At 73.2% G+C, this 16789-nt stretch carries 18 protein-coding genes and 1 tRNA gene; 8 read left to right on the top strand and 11 right to left on the bottom strand.

What is annotated here, in order from left to right; all coding sequences use genetic code 11:
- The first annotated feature begins 6 nt into the window (after positions 1-6).
- Positions 7-477, top strand: coding sequence for a M67 family metallopeptidase (locus AC3X7Z_RS02340; protein WP_186340727.1), 471 nt, complete (start codon positions 7-9; stop codon positions 475-477).
- A complete protein-coding gene (locus tag AC3X7Z_RS02335; protein ID WP_186340728.1) occupies positions 477-764 on the top strand; it encodes a MoaD/ThiS family protein in 288 nt (95 codons plus the stop codon). Before AC3X7Z_RS02340 ends, AC3X7Z_RS02335 begins: the two co-directional genes overlap by 1 nt.
- A gap of 9 nt (positions 765-773) precedes the next feature.
- Here the strand turns inward: AC3X7Z_RS02335 and AC3X7Z_RS02330 are convergent, their stop codons facing one another.
- Genes AC3X7Z_RS02330 through AC3X7Z_RS02315 form a run of 4 tightly spaced genes read right to left on the bottom strand, consistent with a single transcriptional unit; the run spans position 774 to position 4339 of the window.
- A complete protein-coding gene (locus AC3X7Z_RS02330; protein ID WP_489974872.1) occupies positions 774-1400 on the bottom strand; it encodes a response regulator in 627 nt (208 codons plus the stop codon).
- Positions 1397-2608 carry a sensor histidine kinase gene (locus tag AC3X7Z_RS02325; RefSeq protein ID WP_489974871.1) on the bottom strand — a complete coding sequence of 404 codons (1212 nt, stop codon included), beginning with the start codon at positions 2606-2608 and terminating at the stop codon, positions 1397-1399. Before AC3X7Z_RS02325 ends, AC3X7Z_RS02330 begins: the two co-directional genes overlap by 4 nt.
- Before the next feature lie 31 nt (positions 2609-2639).
- A complete protein-coding gene (locus AC3X7Z_RS02320; RefSeq protein WP_489974870.1) occupies positions 2640-3434 on the bottom strand; it encodes an ABC transporter permease in 795 nt (264 codons plus the stop codon).
- Positions 3431-4339, bottom strand: coding sequence for an ABC transporter ATP-binding protein (locus AC3X7Z_RS02315; protein WP_489974869.1), 909 nt, complete (start codon positions 4337-4339; stop codon positions 3431-3433). The genes AC3X7Z_RS02320 and AC3X7Z_RS02315 overlap by 4 nt, the downstream gene beginning before the upstream one ends.
- Before the next feature lie 89 nt (positions 4340-4428).
- On the opposite strand from AC3X7Z_RS02315, the gene AC3X7Z_RS02310 reads away from it, so the two are divergent.
- Positions 4429-5376 carry a PLP-dependent cysteine synthase family protein gene (locus tag AC3X7Z_RS02310; protein WP_186340733.1) on the top strand — a complete coding sequence of 316 codons (948 nt, stop codon included), beginning with the start codon at positions 4429-4431 and terminating at the stop codon, positions 5374-5376.
- Between the two features lie 78 nt (positions 5377-5454).
- Positions 5455-7389, top strand: a complete 1935-nt coding sequence (locus AC3X7Z_RS02305) for an FUSC family protein (RefSeq protein ID WP_489974868.1) — start codon at positions 5455-5457, stop codon at positions 7387-7389.
- A gap of 27 nt (positions 7390-7416) precedes the next feature.
- On the opposite strand, the gene AC3X7Z_RS02300 is transcribed toward AC3X7Z_RS02305, so the two are convergent.
- Together AC3X7Z_RS02300 and AC3X7Z_RS02295 are read right to left on the bottom strand one after the other, a co-directional pair.
- Complete coding sequence (locus AC3X7Z_RS02300; protein WP_489974867.1) at positions 7417-8958, bottom strand: CotH kinase family protein; 1542 nt, start codon at positions 8956-8958, stop codon at positions 7417-7419.
- Positions 8959-8994: 36 nt separating this feature from the next.
- A complete protein-coding gene (locus tag AC3X7Z_RS02295; protein ID WP_489974866.1) occupies positions 8995-10044 on the bottom strand; it encodes an alkaline phosphatase family protein in 1050 nt (349 codons plus the stop codon).
- Between the two features lie 86 nt (positions 10045-10130).
- Here AC3X7Z_RS02295 and murI point away from each other — a divergent pair, with 86 nt between their 5' ends.
- Complete coding sequence (gene murI / locus AC3X7Z_RS02290; protein ID WP_222129567.1) at positions 10131-10961, top strand: glutamate racemase; 831 nt, start codon at positions 10131-10133, stop codon at positions 10959-10961.
- Positions 10958-11749, top strand: a complete 792-nt coding sequence (locus tag AC3X7Z_RS02285) for an MBL fold metallo-hydrolase (protein WP_241005165.1) — start codon at positions 10958-10960, stop codon at positions 11747-11749. Before murI ends, AC3X7Z_RS02285 begins: the two co-directional genes overlap by 4 nt.
- Here the strand turns inward: AC3X7Z_RS02285 and AC3X7Z_RS02280 are convergent.
- A complete protein-coding gene (locus tag AC3X7Z_RS02280) occupies positions 11746-12396 on the bottom strand; it encodes a response regulator (RefSeq protein ID WP_206054399.1) in 651 nt (216 codons plus the stop codon). The two genes, AC3X7Z_RS02285 and AC3X7Z_RS02280, sit on opposite strands and share 4 nt — an antisense overlap.
- On the bottom strand, positions 12393-13547 hold the full coding sequence (locus AC3X7Z_RS02275; RefSeq protein WP_241005164.1) for a sensor histidine kinase: 1155 nt from the start codon (positions 13545-13547) through the stop codon (positions 12393-12395). Before AC3X7Z_RS02275 ends, AC3X7Z_RS02280 begins: the two co-directional genes overlap by 4 nt.
- A gap of 249 nt (positions 13548-13796) precedes the next feature.
- Between AC3X7Z_RS02275 and rph the strand changes: the two genes are divergently transcribed.
- Both rph and rdgB read left to right on the top strand, forming a co-directional pair.
- Positions 13797-14525 carry a ribonuclease PH gene (gene rph / locus AC3X7Z_RS02270; RefSeq protein ID WP_186340738.1) on the top strand — a complete coding sequence of 243 codons (729 nt, stop codon included), beginning with the start codon at positions 13797-13799 and terminating at the stop codon, positions 14523-14525.
- Positions 14522-15136, top strand: a complete 615-nt coding sequence (rdgB, locus tag AC3X7Z_RS02265) for an RdgB/HAM1 family non-canonical purine NTP pyrophosphatase (protein WP_489974865.1) — start codon at positions 14522-14524, stop codon at positions 15134-15136. Before rph ends, rdgB begins: the two co-directional genes overlap by 4 nt.
- Here the strand turns inward: rdgB and AC3X7Z_RS02260 are convergent.
- The 3 genes from AC3X7Z_RS02260 to bcp all read right to left on the bottom strand — a co-directional run bounded on the left by AC3X7Z_RS02260 (position 15125) and on the right by bcp (position 16633).
- Entirely contained in the window at positions 15125-16015 is an 891-nt protein-coding gene (locus tag AC3X7Z_RS02260; RefSeq protein WP_489974864.1) for a bile acid:sodium symporter family protein, read from the bottom strand. The two genes, rdgB and AC3X7Z_RS02260, sit on opposite strands and share 12 nt — an antisense overlap.
- A 61-nt stretch (positions 16016-16076) precedes the next feature.
- A tRNA-Leu gene (locus AC3X7Z_RS02255) sits at positions 16077-16153 on the bottom strand.
- Between the two features lie 9 nt (positions 16154-16162).
- On the bottom strand, positions 16163-16633 hold the full coding sequence (gene bcp, locus AC3X7Z_RS02250; RefSeq protein WP_186340741.1) for a thioredoxin-dependent thiol peroxidase: 471 nt from the start codon (positions 16631-16633) through the stop codon (positions 16163-16165).
- Positions 16634-16789 lie beyond the last annotated feature (156 nt).

Here is a 16789-nt window from a genome sequence, read left to right as displayed (position 1 = left end):
GGCTGCGTGCTGACCTTGGACCAGGAGATCTACGACGCGATCGTGGCGCACGCGCGCCGCGACCACCCCGACGAGGCCTGCGGAGTCGTCGCGGGTCCCGAGGGCAGCGACCGTCCCGAGCGGTTCGTCCCGATGGTCAACGCGGCCGGCAGCCCGACGTTCTACGAGTTCGACTCCAGCGAGCTGCTCGCGCTCTACAAGGAGATGGACGCCCGCGACGAGGAGCCGGTGGTGATCTACCACTCCCACACCGCCACCGAGGCCTACCCCAGCCGCACCGACATCAACCTGGCCAGCGAGCCCCACGCCCACTACGTGCTCGTCAGCACACGCGAGCACGGGAATAGTGAGGGCCCGGTGGAGTTCAGGTCCTACAGGATCGTCGACGGGGTCGTGACCGAGGAGGACGTCACGGTCGCACCGACGACAGAGACGCCAGAGACACCCGAGCAGACCGAGGAAGCGAGCACCCCCTGATGGCCATCGAGGTCCGGATCCCCACCATCCTGCGCACCTACACCGACGGCGCCAAGGCCGTCGAGGGATCGGGCGGCACGCTGTCCGCGCTGATCGACGACCTCGAGGGGAGCCACCCCGGCATCAAGGACCGCCTCGTCGAGGAGAAGGCCGGCTCGGTCGACCTGCGCCGCTTCGTCAACATCTACATCAACGACGAGGACGTCCGCTTCATCGGTGGCCTCGACGCCGAGCTCTCCGACGGCGACCAGGTCGTCGTGCTGCCCGCCGTCGCGGGCGGTTGCTGAGCCGCCAGCTCAGCCCAGGATCCCGCGCTCGTACGCCGTCGCCACCGCGGCGGCGCGGTCGCTGACGCCGAGCTTGTCGTAGGCGTGCACGAGGTGGGTCTTCACCGTCGCCTCGCTGACGAACAGCTCCTCGGCGATCAGCCGGTTGGAGCGCCCCCGCGCCACCAGCGTGAGCACCTCCCGCTCGCGCGCGCTCAGCACGCCCGACGCGGCCGGGCGGCGTACGTGCGAGGCCAGCCGCGCCGCCACGGCCGGGGACAGCACGGTCTCCCCGGCGGCCGTGGCGCGCACCGCGTCGAAGAGCGTCTCGGCGGGGGTGTCCTTGAGGAGGTAGCCCGTCGCCCCGGCCTCGATCGCCGCGACGGTGTCGCTGTCGGTGTCGTAGGTCGTCAGCACCAGGACCGCGGCCCGCGAGCCGCGCTCGCGCAGGGCGCGGACGGCGTCGACGCCGCCGCCGCCGGGCATCCGGAGGTCCATCACGACGACGTCGGGGTCGGTCGCGATGACCCGCTCGACCGCCTCGGGACCGCTCGCCGCCTCGCCGACGACATCGAAGCCGTCGACGCCGGCGAGCATGCTGCGCACGCCGTCGCGGACGACGGGGTGGTCGTCGACCACCACGATGCGCACCGTCATGCCGCCTCCCTCGCCAGCGCGGGGAGCCGGGCGGAGACCGCGGTGCCGCGACCCCGCTCCGACTCCAGGGCCAGGGCGCCGGCCAGCCGCGCGACGCGCTGGCGCATCCCCCGCAGGCCGAACGAGCTCGACGCGGCAGGGGCGGCGACGTCGAAGCCGACACCGTCGTCGCGCACGTCGAGGACGACCTCGTCCCCGTCGTAGGACAGCGTCACGCCGACCCGGGTCGCCCCGGCGTGCTTGGCGACATTGGCCAGCGACTCCTGCGCGATGCGCAGCACGGTCGCCTCCACCTCGGGGTGCAGCGGCACGGCGTCGCCGACGACGACGGCGTCGGCACGCACCCCGGTCTCGGCGGACCAGGCGGCCACGACGGTCGACAGCCCCTCGGCCAGGGTGGTGCCGTCGAGGTCGCCGGGGGACAGGTCGAGCATCGAGCGCCGGGCCTCCGCCAGCGCCTGACGCGCCAGGTCGAGGGCGCGCTGCTGGCGCTCGCCGCCGACGGCCGCCTCGAGCTGGGTGACGATGCCGGCCAGGCTCTGGGCGATGGTGTCGTGGATCTCGCCGGCCAGCCGGGCGCGCTCCTCCTGCACGCCGGCCTCGCGCGCCTGGGCGATCAGCTGCTCGTGCAGGCTGCGGTTCTCCGCCAGCGCCTCCTCGAGCCCGGCGTTGAGGCGCTCGAGCTCGGCGGTGCGCTGCTCGGTGCGCAGCGACACCTTCATGAAGGCGGTGGCCAGACCGGCGTTGAGCACGATGAGGGCGCCGAAGACGGATGCCTGGGCGGGATCCTGTGGTGGGAAGCCGCCGGACTGCGAGCCCGCCTGGGTGATCCCGACGACCACCATGCCGACGTAGACCCAGCGTCCCTTGAGCGACTCGTAGGCGTCGAAGAAGCCGGCGACGCCGAAGATGCCGTAGAACGGGTTGAGCCAGCACAGCACGAAGGCGAGCGCGATGCGCCCCGCGTAGTTGATCGCGCTGGGTCGGGGCGTCGCGACCATCCACGCGGCGGTGAGGGCCGAGAGGGCGAGCGTCCAGCGGACCTCGGCCGCGCCCACCTCGAGCGCCGGGGCGGCCGCGGTCGCGACGACGGTGGCGAGCCCGAGCAGTCCGAACGGCAGCCAGCGCAGCCACCGCTCGTCGCTGGCCTGCTCGTGCGCGAGGGACGCGGCCCACCCGCCGCTCTGCCCGCGCGCCCCCTCGCTCATGGCCTCATCCTTGCAGTCCGTGGCGCTCCTCTCACTCCCATCGGAACCGCCGCACGGCCACGAGGGAGAGCACGACCGTCCAGGCGAGCATCACGGCGAGGTCGGTGAGGTCGGGTGTGCGTCCCACGAGGGAGTCGTTGAGAGCCTCCGCGGCGGCGCCGAGGGGCGTGGCGACCACCAGGTCGTGCAGCCAGCCGCCCATGCCCTGCACCGGCAGCCACACGCCGGAGGTGAACATCATCGGGAAGAACACGATGGTGCCGACGGTCTGGACCACGCGCGTGTTGGAGGACACGGCGGTCACGACCGCGCCGACCGAGAACGCCGCGGCCGTCGCCAGCACCATGCTGACGGCGTACCACCCCAGGGAGGAGGGCAGCGGCACGTCGTAGACGAGGCGGGCGCTCGTGAGTGCCAGGACGATCGCGGCGAGCACGGCGGCGGCATGCAACCCGACCTGGGCGCCGAGCAGGGACGCGGGATGCATCGGCGTGGTGCGCAGCCGCCGCAGCACGCCGCTCTCGCGGTAGCCGGCGATCACCGGTGGCATCGCCATGATCGCGGCCATGATCATCGCCAGGATGGCGCAGACCGAGGCGTAGAGGTCGATGACGCGCTGGCCGCCGAGATCGTCCTCCGGCGTTCGGTAGCCCGGCACCAGGCCGATGATCAGCAGCAGGATGGTCGGGAACAGCAGGATCCAGAAGAGGGACCCGAGCTCGCGGCCGAACAGCCTCGCCTCGGTGCGTACGACCGCGGCCGTGGGGGAGGTGCGCGGCGTGCGGGCCGTCTCGGTGGGCGTGCCGGGTGTGGTCGAGGTGCTCATGCGGGGGTCTCCTCGCGGGTGTCGGTGAGCTGGAGGTAGGCGGTGTCGAGGGTGCCGTCGACCACGCGCAGGCCGTGCGGGGTGACCTGCTGGCCGGCCAGTCGCTCGAGGACCTCGAGCGCGGCGCCGTCTCGCCCCTCCACGACGATCCGGTCCGACTCGGTCCGGACCGCGGAGACCGACGCGAGCTCGCGGAGCGACTCGAGGTCGAGCGGGTGGTCGGTGGTGAAGGAGGTGACCGTGGCGGCGCTCGCTCCGGCGATGAGCGCGTCGGGGGTGTCGAGCGCCCGGATCCGGCCGCCGTCGATGATGGCGATCCGGTCGCACAGCTGCTGCGCCTCCTCCATCGAGTGCGTCACGAGCAGCACCGTGACCCCGTCCGCGCGCAGGTCGCGCACGATCTGCCACACGTCGCGGCGGGCGCGGGGATCGAGGCCGGTGCTGAGCTCGTCGAGGATCACCACGCGCGGCCGGCCCACCAGGGCCAGCGCGATGGAGAGACGCTGCTGCTGGCCCCCGCTCAGGTCGCGGAACCTCGTGCGGAGCTGCTCCTCGAGCCCGAGCCTGCCGAGCAGGTCGTGCCACGGCAGCGGGTCGTCGTAGAGCGCCGACCAGAGCCCCAGCGCCTCGGCGACGGTGATCTTGGGCTGCAGCCGGCTCTCCTGCAGCTGGACGCCGAGCAGCCGGGTGAGCGCGGCGCGCTCCGTGCGCGGGTCGAGGCCGGCGACGCGCACGGTGCCCGCGTCGGGCACCCGCAGCCCGGCGACGCACTCGACGGTGGTGGTCTTGCCGGCCCCGTTGGGGCCGAGGACGCCGAGCACCTCGCCCTCGGCGACCTCGAGGGAGACGTCGTCGACGGCGAGAGTGTCGCCGTAGGCCTTGCGCAGGTGCGAGATCGAGATCATGGCCCCAGCCTCGTCGTCGGCGCCGTCTCGCGCATCGGGCAACCGGCGCCTCCGGCCATCCACCGATCGGTGGATGTCATGCTGGACGCATGCGCTTCGACAGCCTCCTGGAGTCGGTCGGCGGCACGCCCCTCGTCGGGCTGCCCCGGCTCTCGCCGAGCCCGGACGTCCGGATCTGGGCCAAGCTGGAGGACCGCAACCCGACCGGCTCCATCAAGGACCGGCCGGCGCTGAGGATGATCGAGCAGGCGGAGAAGGACGGCACGCTGCGGCCGGGGTGCACGATCCTCGAGCCGACCAGCGGCAACACCGGCATCTCCCTGGCGATGGCCGCCAAGCTCAAGGGCTACCGCATCGTGTGCGTCATGCCGGAGAACACCTCCGAGGAGCGGCGCCAGCTGCTGCGAATGTGGGGCGCCGAGATCGTCTCCTCGCCCGCCGCCGGCGGGTCCAACGAGGCCGTGCGCGTCGCCAAGCAGGTCGCGGGGGAGCACCCCGACTGGGTCATGCTCTACCAGTACGGCAACGAGGCCAACGCCCTCGCGCACGAGGAGGGCACCGGCCCCGAGCTGCTCGCCGACCTCCCCGAGATCACCCACTTCGTCGCCGGTCTCGGCACCACCGGCACCCTGATGGGGGTCTCCCGGTTCTTCCGCCGCGCCAAGCCCGACGTGCGCATCGTCGCCGCCGAGCCGCGCTACGGCGAGCTGGTCTACGGACTGCGCAACCTCGACGAGGGCTTCGTCCCCGAGCTCTACGACGCCTCGCTCATCGACTCGCGCTTCAGCGTCGGCCCGCGCGACGCCGTACGCCGGGTGCGCGAGCTGCTCGAGCTGGAGGGCATCTTCGCCGGCATCTCCACCGGTGCGATCCTGCACGCCGCGCTCGGGCAGGCAGCCCGCGCGGTCAAGGCGGGGGAGCGCGCCGAGATCGCGTTCGTGGTGTGCGACGGCGGCTGGAAGTACCTGTCGACCGGCGCCTACGAGGGCACCGTCGACGAGGCCGAGGACCGCCTCGACGGCCAGCTCTGGGCCTAGGAGCACGCTCCCGCATCGCCGCCCGGCCCGTGACGGAGGCCTCTGGTGGCTACCGGCTCCCCTCCTTACCGTCAGGGCATGAACGCGCCCGCCCACCTCTCGGGACGCTCCGTCGAGCCCCCCGGCCGCACCGCGTCGCCCAAGAGCCACAAGCGCGACAGCCGTCCCGCCCGCGCGAAGGGCAGCCCGATGCTGATCGTGCTGATGATGATCGTGGTGCTTCCCTCGGTGCTGCTCGCCGACCACTGGGGCGCCGGCGCGGCGGGGATCATCGGCGGCCTGACGGGCATGTTCTCGCTCGTGGCGTTCATGGGCGGTCCGCTCCGACCCGACCTGCGGGTCGCTGCGGTGCTGGGCCCGCTGCTCGTCGTCGCCGCGGCCGTCCCCCGGCTGGTCGCGGAGGCGTCCCGCCCGGCGGCGATCGCCCTCGTGGTGCTGCTGACGTTCGTCGCGGCGCTGCTGCCCCTGGTCGGTGCCCGCTTCGCCAACGCGGGGATGGGCCTCGGGATGACCACCATGTTCGGCTACGGCTACGCGCCGATGGGCGGGGCCGACCATCGGCAGGTCTTCGCCGCCGCCATCGCGGGTGTCGTCGTCGCCCTCCTGCTGCGCATCCTCATGGGCATCGCCGACCCGTCCAAGCCGACGCGCGAGCAGGTGGCCGCGGTGCTGGTCGCCGACGACGTCGCGGGCGCCACCGCCACGGCGTTCAGCACCTGGCTCAGCGACGGCAGGCAGCGCTGGCTCGCCGACTCCCTCGAGGCGGCCTCCGACTACCGGCTCGCGGTGCGCGCCGCCCAGGTGGACGGGCTGGCTGCCGACGATGTGGCCGGGCTCCGGGCCCGGGCCGAGGAGCTCGCGGGGGAGCTGCGGGCCAAGCCGGGTCGTGACAAGGGCGGCACGGCCGACACGTCGGGCGAGGCCGCCGCGACCGCAGCCGTCGGGGCGCCGGCGCCGCGGCCGGTGCCGTCCGCCACGGACGGGCCCCTCGCCGACGCCGTCCGGGCGCTCGACACCATCGAGCGGGCCGTGCGCGAGCGCGACACCACGCCCGTCGAGCTCGAGCGCACCCGGCGCCACGAGCTCCAGGACGCACTGCTGCACCCCTCGGCCAGGCTGACCTCGATCCAGCTCCGCCACGCGCTCCGCACGGCGCTCGCCGTGCTGCTGATGCTGATCATCACCTCGGGCCTCGAGCGCGGCGACCCGCTGGTCTCGACCTCGCTGCTCGCCACCTTCAGCATCCTCCAGGCCAGCTGGAGCGACACGGCGACCAAGACCCGCAACAAGATCGTCGGCGTGGTCGCCGGCTCGCTCACGGTCGCGGTGGTGCTGCTGGTCGTGCCGTCCGACCTGCTCGTCGCCGTCGCGGCGATCTCCCTGTGCCTGGGGCTGTGGTACGTCGTGACCCGCCCGGCGCTCGGCAACGCCTTCATGGTCGTGGTCAGCGTCGGGTTCAACTCGGTCAGCCGCGACCTCGACCCCGTCGCCCTCCTCGTGCAGTACGTCGGGCTCACCGCCAGTGCCGTGCTGGTCGGGGTCGTCCTGGGGTTCACCGTCATCCCGCGCTTCCGGCCCGCGCCGCTGCGGCGACGCATCGAGACAGCCGCCGAGGCCACCGCGACCGCCCTCCGGGCCTCGTCGGACGGCTCCCGGCCGATGGGAGCGGAGGTGATCACGCTGTTCCGCGACGCGGCCCGCACGCAGGACGACCTGGTGCCCGACCGCGAGGACCTCGACGAGCGGCAGCGCGCCGAGCTCGACACGCTCCGCACCGTGCTGGGCGACCTGACCGTCCTCGCCGGCGCCACCGACCTCGCCCGCGACGAGGTCGACCGGGTGGTGCGCGCGCTGAGCCCCGAGGGGACAGCGGCCCCGGGTGCGCCGACAGTGTCGCTCCCGGGCGACGAGCGGACCTCGCCCACCCCGGCATCCTCGACCGTGTGGGAGCTGGCCCAGCAGGCCGGCTCGGCCGAGCGCTACCTCCTCGAGACGCTGCCGGCCGGCGCCTGAGCCCGACGGCGCTGATCGTGGCGGACGTCAGCGGGTGTTGGCCGCGATGGCCACGACGGCCGTCGCGGGCGAGCCGACCACGAGGTCGGATGAGGCGCCGGTGAGCACGACCTGCACCGTCTCGCGAGCCTCGGTCTCGCGGTCGTCGAGGATCCGGACGGGCACACGCTGCTCCACCTGCCCGGCGGCGAAGTCGAGCTGACCCTGCGCGGCCACGAAGTCCTCGCCCGGGCTGGCCGTGCCGGCCTGGACGGCGTAGGTGACCTGCACCGGCGCGCTCGGCGCCGACTGCAGCCGCACGGGCACCCATATCGTGTGCTCGCGCTCGGTGGCGCGGTGCCGGATGCCGCCGAGGCGCACCTCGTTGAGGCTCAGCCACTGGATGCGCCGGGTGAGCCAGTCGCGGAGGAAGTCGACCTCGGCCTGGCGGTCGCGCCCGCGGTGGGTCCAGTCCAGGTCGCCCGCGGCGTGCCACCGGTCCCAGTCGGCCTCGGCGGCGGGAGCCAGCGTCGCCGCCGCGGAGGGGATCTGGGAGACGACCTCGCGCACCCCCGGCTTGAGCCGGGCCCAGCGGCTCTTGACCCGCTCCGAGAACGCCGGGTCCTGGAGCATCCGCGTGATCCAGTGCCGCCCGAGACGGGTGTGCCAGGTGTCGGGCTCGCTCGAGGCGCGCCACCGCGTCCCAGCGCTGAGGTCGAAGTCCCAGACGGGGCCGAAGACGAAGCGCTTGCCCGGCACCCAGCTGAAGTGCACGCTCGACTGGAAGTTGGAGTCCTGGTTGGCGAAGAGCTCCTGCACGATGTACCAGTCGATCATCCTGCCGACGTCGACGTGGGCGGCGTACCCACGCTCGGGGTCGGCGAAGTCGGGACCGTAGAGGACGTCCTCGAAGCGCGACACCGCGCGCCGGACCTCGCGGCGCTGTCGCTTGGTGACCTCGTCGGGGTCCTTGAACGCCACGGGCGTCCCGCGCCGGGTGCGGAAGCCGGGCTCGTCGTCGCGCAGGTAGCGCTTGTTGACCTCGAGCAGGTAGCCGTCGTCGGGCAGGTCCACGCGACCCGCGCCGACCTCGACCTGCTCGGTGAGCAGGTAGAGGCCCTGGGGCTGGCCGTTGAGGACGACCTCGACGAAGCGGAACCGGGGGGTCCACCGCAGCCGCGTCTGCGCGGCCACGGCGAACGCGGCGGCCGTGCGCAGCGAGCTGCGGTCGCCGTAGCCCGCCAGCAGCACCCACTCGTCGAAGGCGCGCGTGCCGACCAGCGCGGCGTCCTGCTCGAGCTTGAGCTTGTAGGGCTTCTTCGCCCAGCCCCAGGTCGAGTTGCCGCGCCCGCGGACCTCGGTGACCCGCGTGACGCCGTCCAGCGTCACCGTGCCCGGCACGTAGTCCTCACGACCGACGACGACCCCGCCGGTGTCGATGACCAGCTGCGAGGGGGCGGCCGGCGGCCAGCCGACCGCGGCGGCGGTGCCGTCCGGACCTGCGGCCCGGGCGGACGCCGGTGTGAGCGCCAGCGTCGACGCCGTGACCGCGAGGGCGACCACCGTGGAGAGCTTCTTCAGGACGGACACGACGTCTCCTCTGCCCGTTGTGTGGGCGATCGGTGGTCAGGCAGGTGGACGTGAGACGTCGAGGTCGAGGCGCAGGTTGTGCTCGCTTCCCGGCACGGCGCCGAGGTCGAGCAGGTCGAGCGCGAGGTTGGCGAGGTCGCCGTTGCGGACGGGCTGGACGGACTGCCGGTAGGTGGTGCGTCGCATGCCCGGGTCGAGGTAGTCGTCGGCGTTGAGCTCGTAGAGGTCCGCCCCGGCCTCGACGCCCGGACCGGCCACCATGAAGGGCACCCGATAGTTGGCGAGCCGGCGGGGGTCGGAGTGGCTCGCGCCGAGTCCGCCGTGGTCGCTGGTCAGGATGATGGCGGTGCGGCCGACGAGCTCGGGGTCGGACCGCACGGCACCGACGATGACCCCGAGCAGCCCGTCGACCTTCTCGACGGCCCGCAGGTAGCGCGAGGACATGAAGCCGTGGTCGTGACCCGCCGAGTCGGGGAGCGAGAGGTGCACGAACCGGAAGGCGCGCTCGTGGTCGCGCAGGTCGCGCCGGACCGACCGGGCGAGCAGGGTGTTGTCGAGCTGGATGCGGGTGGTGTCGATGCTCCGCGGCCAGCTGCGCTTCCACAGGGAGAACTTCGTCTTGCTCGCGAAGAGCGCCGTCGAGCCCCCTGCGGCCTTGACCTGGGTGAAGACCGACTCGACCCGCTGCCCGGCCGCCGACTGGACGGTCGCCGGGCGGCGCCGGTCGTCGTTCCAGGTGACCCCGTGCCCGCCGGTGCGGGCGTCGATGCGGCGCCCGGTGACCATGCCGGTGTGGTTGGGCAGGGTGATGGTGAGCTCGTGCTCGGTGCGGGCGTTGAGGGTCGAGGCCCCGGAGGCCATCAGGTCGTGCAGGTGCGGGGTGCGCTCTCGCCCCAGCTTGGCGAGGGCGTCGGTGTTGAGCCCGTCGACGGAGATGGCGACCACGGAGTCGATGGCGTCGTCGGCCGACACCCGCGGCGTGGGTGGCGGCAGCTCGCCGTCGGGGACCGCGGCCGGGGCCGACGCCGGGCACACCGCGAGGGCGGTGCAGGCGAGCAGGGAGGCGAGCACGGAGCGCAGGGTCACCGGGCGACCCTAACCCGGAGGGAGGGGGTGTGACGGGGCCGACGCACGTGATCGCGTGACCGACGCCAGCCCGAGCGCCTAGCCTGCTGCCTGTGCCGACGCCCCCCGCGAGAGAGACCGCAGACGCCCCCATCGGCATCTTCGACTCCGGCTTCGGCGGGCTCACCGTCGCCCGCTCGGTGATCGACCAGCTCCCGCACGAGTCGGTCACCTACCTCGGCGACACCGCCCGGCAGCCCTACGGCCAGAAGCCCATCGGCGAGGTCCGCGAGTATGCCCTCGAGTGCCTCGACCACCTCTACGAGCAGGGCGTCAAGGCACTGGTCATCGCGTGCAACTCAGCCAGCGCGGCGATGCTCCGTGACGCCCGCGAGCGCTACGACGTCCCGGTCGTCGAGGTGATCCTGCCGGCGGCGCGACGGGCCGCGGCCGCCACCCGCAACCAGCGGGTGGGCGTCATCTGCACCCGGGCGACCGCGAGCTCGATGGCCTACGACGACGCGTTCGCCGCCGCTCCCCACCTGGACCTCCACATCCGGGCCTGCCCGCGGTTCGTCGACTTCGTCGAGCAGGGCGTCACCGGCGGCGACGAGCTCCTCGCCGCCGCGCACGACTACCTCGACCCGCTCGCGGACGCCGGCGTGGACACGCTCATCCTCGGCTGCACCCACTACCCGCTGCTCACCGGCGTCATCTCCTACGTGATGGGCGACGAGGTCACGCTCGTGAGCTCGGCGGAGGAGTGCGCCAAGGACGTCTACAAGATGCTGGCCGGCACGGGCCTGATGCGGCCCGACGGGGAGCCGACCTACACGTTCTCGACCACCGGCAGCCCCGACGACTTCGCCACGGTCGGGCGCCGCTTCCTCGGCTCCGAGCTGCTCGGGGCGACGCAGTTCGCCGGAGGTCGGGCGTGAGCCCGCACCCGCTGCGGCTCACCGTCGTGGGCTGCTCGGGCTCCTATCCCGGTCCCGAGTCGGCCGCGAGCTGCTACCTGCTCGAGGCCGAGCAGGACGGCCGCACGTGGCGGATCCTCCTCGACCTGGGCAACGGCGCGCTCGGCCAGCTCCACCGCTACGTCGACCCGCTGAGCATCGACGCGGTGTTCCTCAGCCACCTCCACGCCGACCACTGCCTCGACCTGTGCGGCTACTACGTGATGCGCAAGTACCACCCGACCGGTGCACAGCCGTCGATCCCGGTGTGGGGCCCCGACGGCACGGCCGCGCGGATGGCACGCGCCTACGACCTGCCCCTCGAGCCGGGCATGACCGAGGAGTTCGACTTCCGCGTCTACGGCGACCGCGACGACGGTGACCGCGCCGAGGTCGAGCTGGGCCCGTTCCGGGTCGAGGCTCGCCGGGTGGTCCACCCGGTCGCGGCCTACGCACTCCGCGTCACCGCCGGCGGCCGCACACTCGTCTACTCCGGCGACACCGCTCCGTGCGCCGAGCTCGACGAGATCGCAGCCGGCACCGACCTGCTGCTCGCCGAGGCGTCGTTCCGCACCGGGGACCCCAATCCCGCCGACCTCCACCTCACCGGCGCCGACTGCGCCCGCACCGCCGCACGTGCCGGCGCCGAGCGGCTCGTGCTCACCCACGTCCCGCCGTGGCACGACCCGGCCGACGCCGAGGCCGAGGCCCGCGCCGCGTGGGACGGCCCGGTCGAGCTGGCCCGCGCCGGGGCGACGTACGACGTCTAGACGAGGCCCGCGTCGTGCACGACCATCGCCACCTGCACGCGGTTGGTGCACTCGAGCTTGGTGAGCAGGCGTGACACGTGCGACTTCACGGTCGGGATCGACAGGTAGAGCTCCGAGGCGATCTCGGAGTTGCTGAGCCCGCGGCCCACGCACACGGCGACCTCGAGCTCACGCTCGGTCAGCACCGTCAGCCGGTCGGCGGCGGTGGAGGTGCGCGCGCTCGGCGAGCTCCCGCGCAGCCGCGAGACCAGGCTGCGGGTGGCGGACGGTGACAGCATCGCGTCGCCCGCCGCCACGGTGCGGATGGCGCCGACGATGTCGGCGGGCGCGGTGTCCTTGAGCAGGAAGCCGTCGGCGCCCGCCGCCACGGCGCGCAGGACGTGGTCGTCGGCGTCGAAGGTGGTCAGCACGACCACGGCCGGCGGCGACGGACGCGAGTGGAGCACCTGCGTGGCCTCCAGGCCGTCCATCACCGGCATCCGGATGTCCATGAGCACCACGTCGGGCTCGTGCTGGGCGACCTGCGCCAGGCCCTCCTCGCCGTCGGCGGCCTCGCCCACGACCTCGAGGTCCGACTGGCCCCCGAGCATGAGGGTGAGCGCAGAGCGCACGAGCGGGTCGTCGTCGACGAGCAGCACGCGGATCACGGCGCCCACGGTAACCAAGCCTCCAGGACGAACGTCGCCCCCTCCGTGCGCTTCTCGAGCCGGCCGCCGCGCAGCTCGGTGCGCTCGCGCAGCCCGACGAGCCCGAGGCCGGCCCCCGGCGCCGCGCTGGGACGCTCGCCCAACGGGTTGCTCACCACCACCGTGATGCCGCGCTCCTCGTCGCCCGCGGAGCGGATCCGCACCTGCGCGCCGGGCGCGTGCTTGCGCACGTTGGTGATGCCCTCCTGCACGATCCGGTAGACCGTGCGACCGGTGGCGGGCGGGACCGCGGCGGTCGTGTCCACCTCGTCGTCCCAGTCGACCTCGAGGCCGAGCGAGCGCGCCTCGTCGATGAGCGCGGGGACGTCGTCGTACGTCGGCTGCGGGCGGGCGGTGGGCGGACTCGGGTCGTCCTGGCGCAGCACGCCCAGCACCCCGCGCAGCTCGTGGAGCGCGTCGTTGGCCTGGCGCTGGATCTCACCGAGGCCCTCGCGGAGCTGGTCGGCGTGGAGGTCGGCGCGGAAGGCGAGGGCTCCGGCCTGCATGGAGACCTGCGTGATGCGGTGCGCCACCACGTCGTGCATCTCGCGCGCGATGCGGGCCCGCTCCGCCGAGCGGGCCTTGCCGACCCGCAGCTCCTGCTCGTGCTCGAGCCGCTCGGCGCGGTGGCGCAGGTCGCCGAGCAGCTCGCGTCGCGACCCGATGTAGAGGCCCCACCCCATGACCCCGGCGTTGACCGCCACGTTGACCAGGGCGGTCACCACGAGGTCGTCGCCGCGGACCGGCGCGACCGTCGCCCACGCCTGCGCCGCGACGATGCTGGTGCCGCCGACCAGCAGCACCTCGCGCCAGCGTCGGCGGGTGGCGACCGACAGCGCCGCCAGGGTGGCGGGCCCGGCCGCGATGCCGGAGAGGGCGCTCAGCCCGGCGACCGCCAGCGCGACCTGCACCGGGGCCTGCCGGCGGAAGTGGACGAGGACATAGGAGGCTGCGCCGAGCGCGAGCTCGACGCCGAAGAGGAGGCGGTGCTCGCGCCACTCGGTCGCCGCCACCACCTGCCAGACGGCCGCGGAGAACACCAGGCAGGCGGCGTAGCGCCATGTGTGCGACACCCACGTGAGCTCGGGTTGGGTGTCGGGGCGTGGCGTCACGGCGCACAGGTTAGCCAGCGCTGGCCCTACTTTGGTCGGCTTCACGATGCGACCTGGGACCGATGCACGCGACGCCTCCACAACGCAAGGTGGGACTCCCCGGCCGGGTGGAGCGATCCGCGCGGACGCGGGGGCCGGCTCCCGCAGACGGTCCCCCGGGGGACGGGGCCTCGGATCAGGGCCCCGGACCGGGTCCGGTAGCACACGGGGGTGACCGGACCCGGCTCGGCCACGTCTAGGGTCGGGGCCATGACTTCTGCTGCCCGCGCCGACGGCCGCGCCGACGACGAGCTCCGCCCGATCACGATCACGCGCCACTGGCTCGACCACGCCGCGGGGTCGGTCCTCGTCGAGTTCGGCGGCACCAAGGTGCTCTGCGCCGCGTCCGCCTCCGAGGGCGTGCCCCGCTGGCGCAAGGGCTCGGGCCTGGGGTGGGTGACCGCCGAGTACGCGATGCTGCCCGCCGCGACCAACACCCGTTCGGACCGCGAGTCGGTCAAGGGCCGCATCGGCGGTCGTACGCACGAGATCTCGCGCCTCATCGGCCGCTCGTTGCGCGCCGTCATCGACTACCAGGCCCTCGGCGAGAACACGATCGTGCTCGACTGCGACGTCCTCCAGGCCGACGGCGGCACCCGCACCGCCGCGATCACCGGGGCCTACGTCGCCCTGGCCGACGCCGTGGCGCACCTGCGCGAGACCGGCGCCCTCGCCGGGGAGCCGCTCACCGGCTCGGTCGCCGCCGTCAGCGTCGGCATCATCGACGGAGTGCCCCGCCTCGACCTGCCCTACGAGGAGGACGTCCGCGCCGAGACCGACATGAACGTCGTGATGACCGGCGAGGGCGCCTACGTCGAGGTGCAGGGCACGGCCGAGGGCGCCGCCTTCGACCGCGCCGAGCTCGACGCGCTGCTGAGCCTCGCCGAGAAGGGCTGCGCCGACCTGACCCGCCTCCAGCACGAGGCGCTGGCCCGGTGAAGGTGTTCCTGGCCTCGGCCAACGCCAAGAAGATCGTCGAGATGCAGCGGATCCTGGCCGAGCACGCGCCCGGGATCGAGGTCCTCGGCATCGGTGACGTCGAGGGCTACGTCGAGCCCGTGGAGGACCAGCCGAGCTTCGAGGGCAACGCCCTGCTCAAGGCGCGCGCCGGTGTCGCCGCCACCGGTCTGCCGTCGATCGCCGACGACAGCGGGCTGTGCGTCGACGCCCTCAACGGCATGCCGGGGGTGCTGTCGGCCCGGTGGTCGGGCCAGGACAAGTCCGACGCCCGCAACAACGAGCTGCTGCTCGACCAGCTCCGCGACGTCCCGGACGAGCGGCGCCGCGCGCACTTCACCTGCGCCGTGGCCTGGGTGATGCCCGACGGGCGCGAGCGCGTGGTCGAGGGCCGCATGGACGGCCGGATCACCCGCGAGGTGCGGGGGAGCGGCGGCTTCGGCTACGACGTGGTCTTCGTCGCCGTCGAGCACGAGGCCGACGACCTCACCTCCGCCGAGCTCGAGCCGGGGGAGAAGGACCGGATCTCGCACCGGGGGCGGGCGCTGCGCGCCCTGGCGCCGCAGGTCGCGTCCGACCTCTCAGGCGACTGAGTCGGCATCGAGGGCTGCGCCCTCCCGGGCGCCGACCTGCCGGCTGACCCACGCGCCCCACAGGGCGGCGAAGGCGAACATCACCAGCGAGTAGACGGCCGCCGGCACCGAGATCTCGACCTCGTCGAGCACCTCGACCGCGACGAAGATCGCGAGCGTCGCGTTGTGCACGCCGACCTCCATCGACGAGGCGATCGCCTGCGGCCCGGTGACGCCCAGCGCCTTCGGCACGTAGTAGCCGACGACGAGGCTGATCGCGCAGAAGAGCGCGGCGATGAGGCCGACGTCGGCGAGGTAGTCGGCGACGTTCTCCCGCTGGTCGAGCAGGATCCCGAGCACCAGCACGGCGAGGATCACCGCGGAGCCGATCCGCACGGGCTTGTCCATCCGGCGGGCGAAGGCGGGCGCGCGGTCGTTGACCACCATGCCGATGCCGACGGGCAGGAGGATCAGCGCGAACACCTTGACGATCTCGACCAGCGGCATCGAGACGTCGTCCTGCCGGTCGTAGTAGGCGATGGCGAGCCCGGTGATGAGGGGGAGCGTCACCACGGCGATGACGGTGTTGATGGCCGTCAGCGTGATGTTGAGGGCGACATCGCCGCGGAAGAGGTGGCTGAACAGGTTGGCGGTCGTGCCGCCCGGCGAGGCGGCGAGCAGGAGCATGCCGATGCCGAGCAGGGCCGGCAGGTCGAAGAGCACCACCAGCGCGAAGCAGACGAGCGGCAGCAGCAGGACCTGGCAGGCCAGCGAGACGGCCACCGCCCGCGGTGCCCGGCCGATGCGCTTGAAGTCGCCGACCGTCAGGTCGAGCCCGAGGCCGAACATGATGATCGCCAGGGCGACGGGCAGTCCGACGGTGGTGAGCGCGGAGTCCATGCGCGGACCCTAGTGGTGACGTGGCTCACACCGCAGCCACTCGCGCATCGCGCGCGGATCGTGGTGCGCCCGGTGAGAGTCGAACTCACACTGTCACGGACCTAAACCGTGTGCCTCTGCCTGTTGGGCTACGGGCGCTGGACCGAATCAGGCCAACCCTAGGTCCCGACGCAGCTTGGCGACGTGGCCGGTGGCCTTCACGTTGTACTGCGCCAGCTCGACCGTGCCGTCCTCGTCGATCACGAAGGTCGAGCGGATCACGCCCTCGACCTCCTTGCCGTAGAGCTTCTTGGTGCCGAACGCGCCGTAGGCCCTGTGCACGGCCAGGTCCTCGTCGGAGAGCAACGTCAGCGTCAGCGCGTCGCGCTCGCGGAACTTCGCGAGCTTGGCGGGGGCGTCCTTGGACACGCCGAGCACCTCGTATCCCTCGCCGCGCAGCGACTCGAGCGACTCGGAGAAGTCGCAGGCCTGCGTGGTGCAGCCGGGCGTCATCGCGGCGGGGTAGAAGTAGAGGATCACCTTCCGGCCGCGCAGGCCCGACAGCGAGATGGGCTCGCCGGTGTCGCTGGGGAGGGTGAAGTCGGGTGCGGCGTCGCCGGGGGAGAGGCGGTCGGGCATCGGGGGCTCCTGTGCGCTGGTCGGCCCGGACCGCGGCCCGGGTGTGGTTGTTGCAAGACATTTGCAATAAGGTCGAGGGTGTCGGAGCGGCATCGGGGGATCCGCGCCGGACACCACTCATCCAACCAGTCGCGGCCAGTGCCACCCACGGCCGCC

The sequence above is a fragment of the Nocardioides sp. Z24_21 genome (genome assembly GCF_058134345.1).
Note: the sequence above shows the minus strand (reverse complement) of the source record. Positions and strands in the feature narration are given on the sequence as shown.

Excerpts from the sequence above, each read along its gene's own strand:
- AC3X7Z_RS02335 (WP_186340728.1), top strand. The coding sequence starts at position 477 with ATGGCCATCGAGGTCCGGATCCCCACCATCCTGCGCACCTACACCGAC.
- AC3X7Z_RS02330 (WP_489974872.1), bottom strand. The coding sequence starts at position 1,400 with ATGACGGTGCGCATCGTGGTGGTCGACGACCACCCCGTCGTCCGCGAC.
- AC3X7Z_RS02325 (WP_489974871.1), bottom strand. The coding sequence starts at position 2,608 with ATGAGCGAGGGGGCGCGCGGGCAGAGCGGCGGGTGGGCCGCGTCCCTC.
- AC3X7Z_RS02320 (WP_489974870.1), bottom strand. The coding sequence starts at position 3,434 with ATGAGCACCTCGACCACACCCGGCACGCCCACCGAGACGGCCCGCACG.
- AC3X7Z_RS02315 (WP_489974869.1), bottom strand. The coding sequence starts at position 4,339 with ATGATCTCGATCTCGCACCTGCGCAAGGCCTACGGCGACACTCTCGCC.
- AC3X7Z_RS02310 (WP_186340733.1), top strand. The coding sequence starts at position 4,429 with ATGCGCTTCGACAGCCTCCTGGAGTCGGTCGGCGGCACGCCCCTCGTC.
- AC3X7Z_RS02305 (WP_489974868.1), top strand. The coding sequence starts at position 5,455 with ATGAACGCGCCCGCCCACCTCTCGGGACGCTCCGTCGAGCCCCCCGGC.
- rph (WP_186340738.1), top strand. The coding sequence starts at position 13,797 with ATGACTTCTGCTGCCCGCGCCGACGGCCGCGCCGACGACGAGCTCCGC.
- AC3X7Z_RS02260 (WP_489974864.1), bottom strand. The coding sequence starts at position 16,015 with ATGGACTCCGCGCTCACCACCGTCGGACTGCCCGTCGCCCTGGCGATC.
- bcp (WP_186340741.1), bottom strand. The coding sequence starts at position 16,633 with ATGCCCGACCGCCTCTCCCCCGGCGACGCCGCACCCGACTTCACCCTC.